At 61.1% G+C, this 13,308-nt stretch carries 12 protein-coding genes; 8 read left to right on the top strand and 4 right to left on the bottom strand.

Going from position 1 to position 13,308, the window contains the following annotated elements; genetic code table 11:
* Positions 1-117 precede the first annotated feature (117 nt).
* The gene (locus tag AUC43_RS12770) at positions 118-753 is read left to right on the top strand and encodes a bifunctional nuclease family protein (protein ID WP_068194132.1); all 636 of its coding nucleotides are present in this window, start codon (positions 118-120) and stop codon (positions 751-753) included.
* A gap of 143 nt (positions 754-896) precedes the next feature.
* Positions 897-1,415, top strand: coding sequence for a YfiT family bacillithiol transferase (locus AUC43_RS12765; RefSeq protein WP_068194129.1), 519 nt, complete (start codon positions 897-899; stop codon positions 1,413-1,415).
* Positions 1,416-1,472: 57 nt separating this feature from the next.
* Here AUC43_RS12765 and AUC43_RS12760 read toward each other — a convergent pair whose 3' ends face one another.
* Complete coding sequence (locus AUC43_RS12760; protein WP_068194123.1) at positions 1,473-2,288, bottom strand: ABC transporter ATP-binding protein; 816 nt, start codon at positions 2,286-2,288, stop codon at positions 1,473-1,475.
* Positions 2,289-2,383: 95 nt separating this feature from the next.
* Positions 2,384-3,115, bottom strand: a complete 732-nt coding sequence (locus AUC43_RS12755) for an MlaE family ABC transporter permease (protein ID WP_068194121.1) — start codon at positions 3,113-3,115, stop codon at positions 2,384-2,386.
* 100 nt (positions 3,116-3,215) lie between these two features.
* On the opposite strand from AUC43_RS12755, the gene AUC43_RS12750 reads away from it, so the two are divergent.
* Positions 3,216-3,941, top strand: a complete 726-nt coding sequence (locus tag AUC43_RS12750; protein WP_068194118.1) for an SDR family oxidoreductase — start codon at positions 3,216-3,218, stop codon at positions 3,939-3,941.
* Between the two features lie 102 nt (positions 3,942-4,043).
* Here AUC43_RS12750 and AUC43_RS12745 read toward each other — a convergent pair whose 3' ends face one another.
* A complete protein-coding gene (locus AUC43_RS12745) occupies positions 4,044-4,841 on the bottom strand; it encodes a GIN domain-containing protein (RefSeq protein ID WP_157781063.1) in 798 nt (265 codons plus the stop codon).
* Positions 4,842-4,868: 27 nt separating this feature from the next.
* Here AUC43_RS12745 and AUC43_RS12740 point away from each other — a divergent pair, with 27 nt between their 5' ends.
* The 5 genes from AUC43_RS12740 (at position 4,869) to AUC43_RS12720 (ending at position 9,864) form a co-directional block, all read left to right on the top strand.
* Positions 4,869-5,561, top strand: coding sequence for an SDR family oxidoreductase (locus AUC43_RS12740; RefSeq protein WP_068194112.1), 693 nt, complete (start codon positions 4,869-4,871; stop codon positions 5,559-5,561).
* Positions 5,562-5,710: 149 nt separating this feature from the next.
* Positions 5,711-6,619 (top strand): gliding motility-associated ABC transporter ATP-binding subunit GldA, encoded by a 909-nt coding sequence (gldA, locus tag AUC43_RS12735; RefSeq protein ID WP_068194110.1) that lies wholly within the window; start codon positions 5,711-5,713, stop codon positions 6,617-6,619.
* 120 nt (positions 6,620-6,739) lie between these two features.
* Complete coding sequence (gene gldF, locus AUC43_RS12730) at positions 6,740-7,465, top strand: gliding motility-associated ABC transporter permease subunit GldF (protein WP_068194107.1); 726 nt, start codon at positions 6,740-6,742, stop codon at positions 7,463-7,465.
* The gene (gene gldG, locus AUC43_RS12725; RefSeq protein WP_068194104.1) at positions 7,465-9,195 is read left to right on the top strand and encodes a gliding motility-associated ABC transporter substrate-binding protein GldG; all 1,731 of its coding nucleotides are present in this window, start codon (positions 7,465-7,467) and stop codon (positions 9,193-9,195) included. Before gldF ends, gldG begins: the two co-directional genes overlap by 1 nt.
* 36 nt (positions 9,196-9,231) lie before the next feature.
* Complete coding sequence (locus tag AUC43_RS12720; RefSeq protein WP_068194101.1) at positions 9,232-9,864, top strand: ferric reductase-like transmembrane domain-containing protein; 633 nt, start codon at positions 9,232-9,234, stop codon at positions 9,862-9,864.
* Positions 9,865-9,876: 12 nt separating this feature from the next.
* Here the strand turns inward: AUC43_RS12720 and AUC43_RS12715 are convergent, their stop codons facing one another.
* On the bottom strand, positions 9,877-13,107 hold the full coding sequence (locus tag AUC43_RS12715; RefSeq protein ID WP_068194098.1) for a WD40/YVTN/BNR-like repeat-containing protein: 3,231 nt from the start codon (positions 13,105-13,107) through the stop codon (positions 9,877-9,879).
* Positions 13,108-13,308 lie beyond the last annotated feature (201 nt).

Below are 13,308 nucleotides of genomic sequence, written 5' to 3'. Positions count from 1 at the left end.
CTCAGTTCTGCGGTGGATAGCCGGACTTTTCTTTAGTTTGCACCTACATCCCTGCCCCCGCTGCTTCAGGCGCGCCGCCCTCCTCCTAAGTCCCAAGACCCACAGTTCCCCAGTCCCTTGAAAAAAATCCAGCTTGAAATCCTGGGCCTTTCGTCCAGCCAGTCGCAGTCTGGCTCCTTTGCGCTGATTTTGGGCGAGAAGGGTGGCAACCGCCGCCTGCCCATCATCATCGGCATGTTCGAGGCGCAAAGCATCGCCATCCAAATCGAGAAAATCAGCCCCAACCGCCCGCTTACCCACGACCTGTTCAAATCGTTTGCCGAGCACGTGCACGTGGTGATTCTGGAAGTGGTAATTTCTGATTTGAAAGAGGGCGTGTTCTATTCGCGCATCGTGTGCTCCGATGGCGCCACCACGTTCGACATCGACGCCCGCCCTTCCGATGCCATTGCCATTGGCCTGCGCTTCGGAGTGCCCATTTTCACGGTTGAAAGCGTGCTCAGCGAAGCCGGCATCATCCTTTCGGACCTCGATGAAGCCGAAAGCGAAACCGAAGAAGAGGAGGATGAAGACGAGGACGACGATAACGACACCGACGCGCCCCGCCCCAGCCGGACCCAGCCGGAAGCCCGCGAACCCAGCGGCCAGGTTTCGCTGGACGAGCTAACCAAAATGCTGGCCCAGGCCCTCGAAAAAGAAGACTACGAAAAAGCCGCCAAAATCCGCGACGAATTGAACAAGCGCAACGGCTAACGGACGCTGCGCTTTATGAGGAATGAAGAATGAGGAATTGGGAATTTGCTTCCGGTTCCTCATTTTTTTTGTGAGCCAACTGCCGCTTCGTTTCACTCCATCCCCAATTCTTCATTCCTCATTCTTAATTCTTCATTAAAAATATGGTAAGTCTCAGCTACCCCATCGGGCAGGCCCAACTGCCGGAAGGCGCCCTCCCCCCTGCCGAGCGCACGGCCCTCATTCAGCAGCTTGCGGACTTGCCGGCTCAACTCACGGCCGTGGCCCGGGCCGTGGGCGGCGTGGGCCTGGAGCGCCCCTACCGCCCCGGCGGCTGGAATGGCCGGCAGGTAATCCACCACCTTGCCGATTCGCACCTGAACAGCTACTGCCGCTTTCGGCTGGCCCTGACGGAGGAAAACCCTACCATATGCCCCTACGACGAGCAAGCTTGGGCCGAGCTGCCCGACGTAGCCGCCACGCCCATCACGGTGTCCCTGACGCTGCTGGAGGCCCTGCACACGCGCTGGGTCTCGCTGCTGCACCACCTCAGCGACGAGCAGTGGCAGCGCACGTTCTACCACCCCGGCACCAAGCGCGCTTTTACCCTCGACCAAGCCCTGGCCCTGTACGCCTGGCACGGGCAGCACCACCTGGCCCACCTCAAGGCCTTGCAGCAATAAACGAAAGGGCCCGCCCGGCAATGCCGGGCGGGCCCCTTCGGTTTGGAGTAAGTTGGGCTAAATGCCGCCGCCGTGGTCCACGGATTCGGTAAGGGCGGCGAGGCCACCAACCGATTCGTCGTCTACTTTTTTGGCGGCCCGCACCAGGGCGCTGCTGAAGATAAACTCCTGCAGCTCGGGCACTTCGGCATTCAACACCTCTTCTTTGGTGCCGTCCCAGAGCTTTTTACCCTGGTGGAGGAAGATGATGTGCTCGCCAATTTCAATCACCGAGTTCATGTCGTGGGTCACGATGACGGTGGTGATGCCGTATTCGTGGGTGATTTCGCGAATCAATTCGTCGATTTTAATGCTCGTGGCCGGATCCAGGCCGGAGTTGGGCTCGTCGCAAAAAAGGTAAGTACAGTGCGGGGCAATGGCGCGGGCAATGCCCACGCGCTTCTTCATACCGCCCGAAATCTCGGCGGGCATCTTGTCGCCGGCTTTCTCCAGCCCCACGCGCTTCAGGCAAAACTCTACCCGTTCGCGGCGCTCTTCGGGCGTCATTTCGGGGGTGAGCATCTGCAGCGGGAATTCCACGTTCTGGGCCACCGTCATCGAGTCGAACAGGGCCGAGCCCTGGAACAGCATGCCGATTTTGCGCCGGATTTCCTGGCGGATGTCAATCTTGCTGTTGGTGTACACCGTGCCGTCGAAGGTAATGGAGCCGATGTCCGGCTTCATCAGGCCCACAATGCACTGCAGCAGCACGCTTTTGCCCGTGCCGGAGCCGCCGAGCAGCAGGTTGCACTTGCCGGTTTCGAACACGCACGAAATGCCTTTCAGCACGGGCGTGCCGTCGAACGATTTTTCAATATTGGATACTTCAATCATGATGGTTGTCAGTTATCAGGTGTTCGTTGTCCAGAGTTGTTGGGCTGTGAGCCATTAGCAGAGCTAACAACCGACAACCAGCAACTGACAACTAATCAGAGCAGCAAAGCGGCCAGGGCAAAGTCGGCGACCAGAATGGCGATGATGGAGTTGGTAACCGCCCCGGTGCTGGCCGCGCCCACTTCTAGGGCCCCGCCGGTGGTGTAGTACCCCTTGAAGGAAGAAATGCCGGACACGAGAAAGGCAAACACCACGGCTTTAATCAAGGCAAACACGATGTTGTAGGGAATAAAATCCGTCCGAATGCCTTCGATGTAGTCCTGGGCCGTCATCACGCCGGTGAGGGTGCCCGCCAGGTAGCCACCGAGAATGGACAGCCCCATGGCCAGGATAACCAGCAGCGGAAACATGAGCAGCGCGGCAATAATGCGCGGCAACACCAAATAAGATGTGGAATTGATGCCCATCACCTCAAGCGCCGACACCTGCTCGGTGATGCGCATGGTGCCCAGCCCACCGGCGATGCTGCTGCCTACTTTGCCTGCCAGCACGATGCTGGTGATGGTGGGCGCCAGCTCCAGAATGGTCATTTCGCGCACCATGTAGCCAATGGTGGATTGCGGAATAAGCGGATTGGTGAGGTTGTAGGCAATCTGCACGCAGGTAACGGCCCCGATGAACGCCGACACAATGGAAACGATGAGAACGGAGTCGACCCCGATAAGCATGGCCTCTTCCATGGTTCGGTTCCAGAGCACGCTGAAGCGCTCCGTGCGCGAGACCATGCCGCGCAGAAAAAGGACGAACGAGCCTAGAGTTTTAAGCATTGGGGAATAGTTGAGAATAAAAACCGAAGTTTGGGCGGTCGTGTTGCTACAGTCGAGTGCCTGTGTAACGCCGCACCTTACGTAAAATCACGCAGAGATAGTGCAAACGAGCGAAAAATTAATTGTCGTCACCGGCGGCAGCAAAGGTATCGGACGCGCCTTAGTGTCGCGCTTCCTGCGCGCGGGGCACCCAGTGGCCACCTGCGCCCGTTCGGCCGCCGATTTAACCACCCTCACAACCGAGTTGGCCGCGGATGTTCCCGGCGCCCGGCTCCACACCTTGCCGGCCGACTTGAGCCAGTACGAGGACTGCGCCCGCTTTGCGGCCTTCGTACTTGAACTGAATCTTCCGATTGAAGTGCTGATAAACAACGCCGGCGCCTTCATTCCCGGCCGGCTGCAGGACGAACCCGCCGATGGCTCGCAGCTGCGCCAGATGCTGGCCGTGAACCTGCTCAGTGCCTACGACGTGACCCTGCCCCTGCTGCCGGGCCTCATCGCCCAAAGCCGGGGCCATATTTTCACCATTTGCTCCACGGCCAGCATCACCGCTTACCCCAACGGCGGCTCCTACGGCATTGCCAAGCACGCCCTGCTGGGCTTCACCAAAAACCTGCGGGAAGAGCTAAAGCCCAGCGGCGTGCGCGTGACGGCAGTATTGCCGGGCCCCACCCTCACGGCCAGCTGGGAAGGCGTGGATCTGCCCACCGAGCGGTTTGTGCGGGCCGAAGACGTGGCCGAAGCCGTGTTTTCGGCGTTTTCCCTTTCGCCGCACGCCGTGGTGGAAGAGCTGCTGATTCGGCCGCAGCTGGGCGACTTAGGCTAATGTCATGCTGAGCTGGCAAAGCATCTTGTCACGCCAATACGATTCGTGCAGCGGTGATAAGATGCTTCGCCAGCTCAGCGTGACAGTCTTTTTCTAATTCGCCTACTCTGTTTTCTGGCCGCCCTTGCCGATTACTTTGATATCGGTATAGGCCGGCGCGCCGCTGTAGTAAAACGTGCCGTTGCCGGCCACGGTGCCGCCCACCGCTTCGGTGGCGCGCACGTGGGCGGCGCCGTCGCTGTCGCGGGTCATGTTGAAGTAGCATGTGCGCGAGGCCAGGTCGTGGGCGAACAAACGCCCGGAGCCGCCGAGGGTGAAATTGAAGCCGCCGGTGCTGCCGCGCAGGTTTACATCGCCCAGCTCGTACAAATCGAGGTACACCTGGCGGGCTTTCAGGGTGAGGTCGAAATCGCCGGCTCCTACCAAATGGAAGAAGATGGTGTCTTTCACAAACTCGCCCACGGTGCTCACGTTGCCCTGCCCGCGCAGAAACACGTTGGTGATGCGGGGCAGGTGCAGGGTTACTTCGCGGGGCGTGTCGTAGCTGCGGGCCCAGTTGCAGCGGCTGGTATTGTTTATTTCCAGGCTGTTGCCTTTGCGCGTGAACTCGATGTCCGTCATCAGGTTTTCGCCGGTTCGCACTTCGGCGTAGGTCTGGGAGTCCTGCACCAGGCGCAGGTCCACGTTGTCGTAGGCCGTTACGGTTATGAGGTCGGGGGCTACTTCGCGGCGCTCCACGATGATGGTGCCGGTGCTTTTCAGGCAGTCGGTGCCGTGCCCGGGGCCGCAAGTGCTCAGGCCCGCCGCCAACGCCACCCCCAGCCCCGCGCGCCCCAGCCGCTTCATCTTCCCAAACCCCCTTGTGCCGCTAACTTGCGGCCGCAAATTCGTATAGCGCATTTGCATTCTTAATTTTCTCAAAGATAAATGGACCTCACCGGCAAAGTAGCCATCGTCACGGGCGCGGGCAAAGGAATAGGACGAGCCACCGTGGAAGCCCTGCTGGCCCGCGGCGCCGCCGTAGCGGGCTGGGGCCGCACCGCCCCCGAAGGCCTGGTGCACGACCGATTCCAGTTTTTTGAGTGCGACGTGCGCGACGAAGTAGCCGTAGCCGAAGCCTTCACCAACACCGTGCGGGAGCTGGGCCCGGAAATTCACGTGCTGGTAAACAACGCCGGCCTGGGCATCATGGGCGAAGTCGATGGCTTTAAATCCAAAGACTGGAAAGCGATGTTCGATACCAACGTGCACGGGGTTTTCCTGTGCACCCGCGCCGTGCTCCCGCAGATGAAGCGCCAGCACCAGGGCCACATCGTGAACGTGGCCTCGCTGGCGGGCACGGCGGGCTCCGCCGGAATGTCGGGTTACTGCGCCACCAAATTTGCCGTGCGCGGCTTTTCCGATGCGCTGTTTAAGGAAGTACGGCCGGCCGGCATCCGCGTCACGTGCGTCATGCCGGGCTCAGTGGAAACCCATTTCAACGGCAACCAGCCCGGAGCCACGCCCGACCCGCATAAAATGACGCCCGAATCCGTTGCGGCGGCCATGGTGCACGCCATTGAAGCCCCGGATACAACCATGATTTCCGAAATTCAGCTACGGCCGGCCAACGTCAAGTAGGACGATTACACAAGACCGTCATGCTGAGCGGAGCCGAAGCATCTCGCGTGCCACCACTGACTAATGACGTTTGAACGATTGAGTTACTGCTGCACGCGAGATGCTTCGGCTCCGCTCAGCATGACGGTCTTTCTGACAAATAACCCCATATGGTAGAAATAGAACACCTGACCAAAACCTACGGCACCCAAAACGCCGTGGACGACATCAGCTTCACGGCTGGCAAGGGCGAAATCGTGGGTTTCCTGGGGCCTAACGGTGCGGGCAAAAGCACCACGATGAAGATTGCCACCGGCTACCTTCCTCCTACCTCCGGCACGGTGCGCGTGGCCGGGCACGACGTGCTCACCGAAAGCCTAGCCGTGCGCCGGCATGTGGGCTACCTGCCTGAGCACAACCCGCTCTACCTCGACATGTACGTGCACGAGTACCTCGAATTCATCGGCTCGGTGCACGGGCTGCGCGGCCCTGGCTTGCGCACGCGCGTGGCCGAGCTGGTGCGGCGAGTGGGCCTGAGCCGCGAGCAAAACAAGCAAATCGGGGCGCTCAGCAAGGGCTACCGGCAGCGGGTTGGGCTGGCCCAGGCCCTCATTCATGACCCGGACGTGCTGATTCTGGACGAGCCCACCACCGGCCTCGACCCCAACCAGATTCTGGAAATCCGGCAGCTCATCCGGGAAGTCGGCGAAGACAAAACCGTCATTTTCAGTACCCACATTCTGCCCGAAGTCACGGCCCTGTGCTCGCGCGTGCTCATCATCAGCCGGGGCAAGCTGGTGGCCGACAGCCCCGTGGCCGAGCTAGCTGCCCGCGCCGCTGGCGAAACCGTGGTGCGCGCCGAGTTCGAAGGCACCGTGGCCCCGTCCCTGCTGGCCAAGCTTCCAGGCGTGCGCCACGTCGAAACCGCGCCGGATGGCGCCATCCTGCTCCGCACCGCGCCCGGCACCGACCCGCGCGCGGCCGTGTCGCGGCTGGCCGCGCAGGAAGGCTGGATTTTGCTAGGGCTGCGGCAGGAGCAGCAGAGCCTGGAAGAGGTGTTTGGGGAGCTCACCAAGTAGAAACAAAACAACGAAAAAAGAACGTCATGCTGAGCTTGCCGAAGCATCTCTACCTCAACACTAATCAATTACTTGCGCGGTAGAGATGCTTCGGCAAGCTCAGCATGACGTTCAGACACTATGCTAACAATCCTTCAAAAAGAATTCAACGCCTTCCTGAACTCCCCCGTCGCCTACGTGGTGCTGGGCGTGTTTCTGATTGCGACCGGCCTGTTTGTCTGGGTTTTTCCCGACAGCAGTGTGCTGGACTACGGCTATGCCGACCTGCAGACGCTGTTCAACCTGGCTCCGTGGATATTCCTGTTTCTGATTCCAGCCATCACCATGCGCACGTTTGCAGAGGAGAAAAAGGCCGGCACAATTGAGCTGCTCCTCACCCGTCCGCTCACCGATGGGCAGATTATCGGCGGCAAGTACCTGGCCTGCTTTATCCTGGCCTTGCTGGCCCTGATTCCGACGCTGCTGTATTACTTCTCGGTTTACAAGTTGGGCAACCCGGAAGGCAATATCGATTCGGCCGCCACGGTGGGCTCCTACCTGGGGCTAGCGCTGCTGGCGGCGGTGTTTGCGGCCATCGGCATTCTGGCCTCGGCCCTCACGCGCGACCAAATTATCGCGTTTCTGGTGGCGGTGGTGGGCTGTTTTCTGGTGTACTCCGGGTTCGATTCGCTGGCATCGGTGCTGGAAGGCGGCCCGGCGTATTACGTGAGCCAGCTGGGCATTGCGGCGCACTACCGCGACTTGAGCAAGGGCCTGATTGACTCGCGCGACTTGGTTTATTTCTTCAGCGTGGTTGCGGTGGCTTTGCAGGCCACGCGACTGGCCTTACGCAGCCGTAACTGGTAATGGAAAATACGTTGAATGATGCGCCGCTTGCGGCTCCTGTAGCGGCCTCGCGCAAGCAGCGCGACCTGCTTTACTTCGCGGCCATTCTTGGCTTCCTGCTGTTGATAAACTTCGTGGCGCAGCGCTTTTTCTTCCGCATCGACATGACGGAAGAGAAGCGCTACACGATGTCGCCGGCCACCAAAACGCTGCTGCGCGACCTCAAGCAGCCGGTTACCATCACGGTGTACCTTACCGGCGATTTCCCACCCGCCTTTCGCCGCCTGGAGCAGGGCGTGCGCGAAACGCTGACCGAGTTCCAGGTGTACGGCGGGGCCAATTTGAACTATATCTTCATCGACCCCAGCGCGGCCGGTACCGAAGCGGCCCGCAACCAATTCTACGCCTCGCTCATCAAAAAAGGGCTGAAGCCCACCAACCTCGGCGCCACCGAAAACGGCAAGCGCGTGGAGAAAATCATCTTCCCCTGGGCGGTGGTGAGCGTGGGCGGCCAGGACAAAAACGTGCTGCTGCTGCGCGGCAATCAAGCCGCCGCGGCCGACGTTCGGCTCAACCAAAGCATTGAAGGGCTGGAGTATGAGTTGGCCAGCACCATCCGCGCGCTCGTTCCCGGGCTGCGCAAGCGCATCGGGGTGATTGAAGGCCACGGTGAGCTCAGCAACGCCCAGGCCGGCGACATGCTCAGCACCTGGCAGCAACAGTACGACGTGTACCGCGTCACGCTCAGCAAGGTGCCCGACTTGCGCGCCCTCGACGCCGTAGTGGTGGCTCAACCCAAGTCGCCCTACTCGGAAGACGACAAGTTCAAGCTCGACCAGTTCATCACCCAGGGCGGCAAGGCGCTGTTCTTTGTGGATGCCCTGCGCGTGGACCTCGACAGCGTGAGCCGCAACGGCGTGGCCCTGGCTACGCCCTACAACCTCAACCTCGACGACCTCTTTTTCAAGTACGGCCTGCGCGTAAACCAGAACCTACTGCTCGACCTCAACTGCGGCCAGATTCCCCTGGTGACTGGCATGGAAGGCAACAAGCCCAAAATTGAGCCCATGCCCTGGCAGCTCTACCCGCTCATCAACAAGTTCAGCCCGCACCCCATCACCCGCAACCTCGACGCGGTGTACCTCAAGTTTGTGGGCAACCTCGACACCGTGAAGGCCGTGGGCATCCGCAAGACGCCTCTGATGACCACCTCGCGCTACACCCGCGTGCTGCCAGCGCCCGTGCCCATCAACTTCAACGACGCCCGCCTCGAGCCCAACCCCAAGCTGTACCAGAAAGGCTTCCAGCCGGTGGCTTACCTGCTCGAAGGCCAGTTCCCCTCGCTCTTTGCCAACCGCGCCCGGCCCGGCACGCTGCAGTTCCAGCCCGAAAAATCTCCCAACGGAAAACCCAGCAAAGTCCTGGTTATTTCCGATGGCGACTTCATCCGCTCGGAAATCGACCCCAAAACCGGCAACCCCTACCGCCTGGGCTTCGACCGCCTCGCCAACACCGAATTTGCCAACCGCGAGCTGGTGCTGAATGCCACCGACTATCTGCTCGACGAAACCGGCCTCATCTCGGTGCGCGGCAAGCAAATCACCCTCCGCCCCCTGGACAAGGTGAAGCTGGCCGAGCAGCGCCGCCGCTGGCAACTGCTCAACCTGGGTGCCCCACTGGCTTTGCTAGGGCTGTTTGGGGCCGTGCGGGCGTGGCGCCGGAAGCGGCGCTATGCGCGGTTTGCGGCCTAACAACGGGGCATCGTGGCTGCCTCACTTTTTTTGCCCATGGACATTTCCCTACTGGACCTTTCATCGGCGGCGGGCCTGGTGGCCACGGTGCTCCTTACCGCCAACTTCCTGTTGGGCATGATGCTCAGCACCGCCTACCGGAAGTCGTGGTACTGGAAGAAAGCCCCGGCCCTAGTGAAGCGCATTCCGGTAGCCGACATCCACAACTGGACGGCTTACGTGGCCCTGGCCATTGCTGCCGTGCATCCGCTGTTGCTGGTGGTCGATAAAACGTCAAAATTCACGCTGGTTGACGTGCTGTTTCCCCTGCATGCCCCGCATCAGCGGCTTTTTGTAGCACTGGGCGCCTTGGCATTTTACGCTTTGGTGCTCGTGGTACTCACGTCGCAGGATGGCATCCGCAAGCGCATGGGGTTTCGCGCCTGGAAAAACGTGCACCTGATTTCCTACGCCACGGCCCTGCTTTTCGTGGTGCACGGCGTGGTGATGGACCCGCTGCTGAAGGACCGGCCGGTAGATTTTTTTGATGCCGAAAAAGTACTGAGCGAAGGCTGCGCCCTGCTGCTGCTCGTGGCAACCTGGTTCCGGGTACGGTACCAGATGGCCAAACGCAAAGCACCGGTTGAGCAAGCCGTTGCCTCAGGGGCTGAAACTGACCCGCGGCGGTAGTGTCAGGCCCCGCTACAAGCTGCTGGGCGCCGCCGGGGCCGGCTGCTTGGGCAGCGTGATGGCGTCCACGCCCTTGTCGCGAATGAGCTTGTTGAGGGCGGGGATGTCCTGCTCCTTTATCATCTTGAACTGACTGAGCTGCTGGTTAATCTGCTCCGTTACCTCCTTCTTGAATGCCTCGGCCTGCTCGGTGGGCCGGTAGCTGCCATTGCCCACCTGGCTGGCCAGGTTCGCCAGCTTGTTGTTGAGCTGAATGGGGAAGTTCAGCGGGTCTTGGTCGCTCTTGTTTTTGGTCTGGTACAGCAGCTCCTCAATCTGGGTCATTTTCTTCTCGATGGCGCCGGCCGAGTCCACCACGTCCTTGGCGTTGGGCTGGCCTTTCAGGGGCGCCGTGATGGTGCGGAGCTGCCCGCGAATGGTGCGGATGTCCCGGATGGCGTCGTGAGTTTCGGTGAGTTTCTGCTGCACGTCGCGCAGGAAATCGAACTGCGCTTTCAGGTCTTCCGGCGTGGCCTTGCTGCGGGGGTCGGCCAGCACCACAAAGTCAGTTTCCTGGGTTTCCTGGTTGAGGGTCAGGCGGGCTTTGTAGGTACCGGGTACGGCTTTGGGCCCCTGTGTGCCCCCGCCCCACAGGATGAGGCCTTCGAAGCGGCTGGCATCGGGGTAGCCCAGGTCCCACACGAAGCGGTTCAGGCCCTTGCGCGTGGGCAGCAGCTCTTTCTTGGCCTTGGCTTTCTCTTCCTTGGTGAGGTTTTTATCGCGCAGGTCACGGTCGGTGTTGGCGAAGGTGCGGATGAGCTTGCCACTGGCATCTAGAATCTCCAGCTTCACGGCGCTGGTCGAGTCCTGTTTCTGAGCCAGGTAGTAGTACAGCATTACGCCGCCGGGGTGGTTCTGGCCGGCGGTTTTGGGGACGTCGGGCGTGCCGCTGCCTTCCATCTTATAGCTCGGCGTGGGCTTATACAAGTGAAACTTGCTGGCTGCCACCGGCGCGCCCAGCTGGTGCAGGGGCGTCACGTCGTCAATCAGCCAAAAGCCCCGGCCCTGGGTGGCCGCAATCAGGTTGTCGTTTTTGAGGGTGAGGTCGGTGATGGGCGTGGGCGGCAGGTTGAGCTGAAACGGCTGCCACTGCGCGCCATCATTAAAGGAAATGTACATACCGTACTCAGTGCCGGCGAAGAGCAGACCGGGCCGCTTGGGGTCGGCGCGCACCACACGGGTGAAGTGGGTGGCGGGAATGCCAGTGGTGATTTTCGTCCAGGTTTTGCCGTAATCGGCGGTTTTGTAGAGGTAGGGCCGGAAGTCGCCCGACTTGTACATCGTGGCCGCCACGTAGGCCGCGCCCTTTACCGTGGGGTGTGCCTCAATGCTGTTTATCTGAATCCACTCGGGCAAGCCTTTGGGGGCCACTTTCGTCCAGGTTTTGCCGTTGTCGCGGGTCACGTGCAGCAGGCCATCGTCGGAGCCGGTCCAGATAACGCCGGGCTCCACCGCCGATTCGGCGATGGCGAAGATGGTGCCGTAGTACTCCACGGCGGTGTTGTCTTTGGTAATGGGGCCGCCCGAGGAGCCCAGCGTTTTGGGGTCGTTGCGGGTCAGGTCGGGGCTGATGACCTCCCACGACTGGCCTTCGTTGGTGGTCACGTGCAGGTGGTTCGAGCCGGCGTAGAGCCGCTTGGGGTCGTGGGGCGAAAACAGCAGCGGGAAATTCCACTGAAAGCGGTATTTCATGCCTTCGGCGCCGTGGCCCATGGGGTTGTCGGGCCATACGTTTACCATGCGCTCCTGCTCGTTGGCGTGGTCTACGCGGGCCAGGTAGCCGTCGTAGCTGCCGCCGTACACCACGTCGGGGTTCAGCGGGTCCACGGCCAGGTGCGCGCTTTCGCCGCCGGCGGTGCTCTCCCAGTCCCGGTCACCGATGGTGTTGCCGCCGCTGCGGTGCGCTATCCGGACGGTAGAGTTATCCTGCTGCGCCCCGTAGATGCGGTACGGGAAGTGGTTGTCGGTCACAACGCGGTAGAACTGGCCGGTGGGCTGGTTGCCGTAGGTGGTCCAGTTCTGGCCGCCATCGGTGCTGATTTGGGCCCCGCCGTCGTCGGCAATAATCATCCGGCTGGGGTTTTCGGGGGCAATCCATAGGTCGTGGTGGTCGCCGTGCGGGGCGTTGCTGGCCGCGAAGGTGCGCCCGCCGTCCTTGCTTTTGTGGTACGACACGTTCATCACGTACAGCACGTCGGCGTCTTTCGGGTCGGCGTAGATGCGGGTGTAGTACCAGGCGCGCTGGCGCAGGTTGCGGTCGTCGCTGAGCTTGGCCCAGTGCACGCCGCCGTCGTCGGAGCGGAACATGCCGCCTTTTTCGGCTTCCACCAGCGCCCAAACGCGTTGGGAATTAACCGGCGATACCGCCACCCCGATGATGCCCAGCGTACCCGTGGGTAGCCCTTCAGCGCGCGAAATATCTGCCCAGGTATCGCCGCCGTCGGTGCTTTTCCAGAGCCCCGAGCCCGGCCCGCCCGACGAGAAGCTGTAGGGCGTGCGCCGCACATTCCAAGTGCTGGCGTAGAGAATGCGGGGGTTCGAAGGGTCCAAAATAAGGTCCACGGCGCCGGCATCGGGGTTGGCAAACAGCACTCGTTGCCAGTTTTTGCCGCCGTCCTTGCTGCGATATACCCCACGCATCTCGCCGGGCTTATACAGGTCGCCCATGGCCGCCACGTACACCAAGTCGGGGTTTTTGGGGTGAATGCGGATGCGGCCGATGTGGCGCGAGTCCTTCAGCCCAATATTGGCCCAGGTCTTGCCCGCATCCTGCGACTTCCACACCCCGAAGCCCGACGACACGTTGCCGCGCACGGTTTGCTCGCCTTCGCCGGCATAAATCACGTTCGGGTCCGATTCGCTCACGGCCACCGCCCCCACCGAGCCGCCAAAGTATTTGTCGGTGATGTTGGCCCAGGTGCCGCCACCGTCGGTGGTGCGCCACACCCCGCCGCCAGCCGTGCCCATGTAGTAGAGGTTGGGGTTGCCGGGCACGCCTGCTACGGTGCCGGCCCGCCCACCGCGGTACGGCCCAATGGAGCGCCACCGCAAGCCGTTGTATAGGACCGAGTCATAAACTGCGCCAGTGCTCTTGGGCGCATTGCGGCGCCCGGCAGCCTTGCGCTGGGCCACAGCTGCAGGCCCCAGCAGCAACAAAACCACGAGAGCAAAGAAAGCGGTTTGAAAGGTTGAGGTTGGCTTCATGGGAGTAAAGAGAAAATTCCTTTTCAAAGGCGTAGCAGTTCTGAAAAAAGTGCCGGCAGGCCGCCAGGCGCTTTGGGCTCCCAAGGTATTACCGCTTTGTCACTCAGCCAATGGAAACGCGCCGAAGCCTTCCGGCCGGCCGCAGCACAACAGGCCCTATAAGTATGCTACGAGTATGGCAAAGATTCTAAATTCACTCCG

This window comes from Hymenobacter sedentarius, from assembly GCF_001507645.1.
Lineage (GTDB): Bacteria > Bacteroidota > Bacteroidia > Cytophagales > Hymenobacteraceae > Hymenobacter > Hymenobacter sedentarius.
The sequence above is the reverse complement of the archived record's forward strand: the minus strand, read 5'-3'. Positions and strand labels throughout refer to the sequence as shown.

Coding starts and splice junctions, on each gene's coding strand:
- gldG (WP_068194104.1), top strand. CDS start 7,465: ATGGAAAATACGTTGAATGATGCGCCGCTTGCGGCTCCTGTAGCGGCC.
- AUC43_RS12765 (WP_068194129.1), top strand. CDS start 897: ATGGTAAGTCTCAGCTACCCCATCGGGCAGGCCCAACTGCCGGAAGGC.
- gldA (WP_068194110.1), top strand. CDS start 5,711: ATGGTAGAAATAGAACACCTGACCAAAACCTACGGCACCCAAAACGCC.
- AUC43_RS12715 (WP_068194098.1), bottom strand. CDS start 13,107: ATGAAGCCAACCTCAACCTTTCAAACCGCTTTCTTTGCTCTCGTGGTT.
- AUC43_RS12745 (WP_157781063.1), bottom strand. CDS start 4,841: ATGCGCTATACGAATTTGCGGCCGCAAGTTAGCGGCACAAGGGGGTTT.
- AUC43_RS12755 (WP_068194121.1), bottom strand. CDS start 3,115: ATGCTTAAAACTCTAGGCTCGTTCGTCCTTTTTCTGCGCGGCATGGTC.
- AUC43_RS12760 (WP_068194123.1), bottom strand. CDS start 2,288: ATGATTGAAGTATCCAATATTGAAAAATCGTTCGACGGCACGCCCGTG.
- gldF (WP_068194107.1), top strand. CDS start 6,740: ATGCTAACAATCCTTCAAAAAGAATTCAACGCCTTCCTGAACTCCCCC.
- AUC43_RS12720 (WP_068194101.1), top strand. CDS start 9,232: ATGGACATTTCCCTACTGGACCTTTCATCGGCGGCGGGCCTGGTGGCC.
- AUC43_RS12740 (WP_068194112.1), top strand. CDS start 4,869: ATGGACCTCACCGGCAAAGTAGCCATCGTCACGGGCGCGGGCAAAGGA.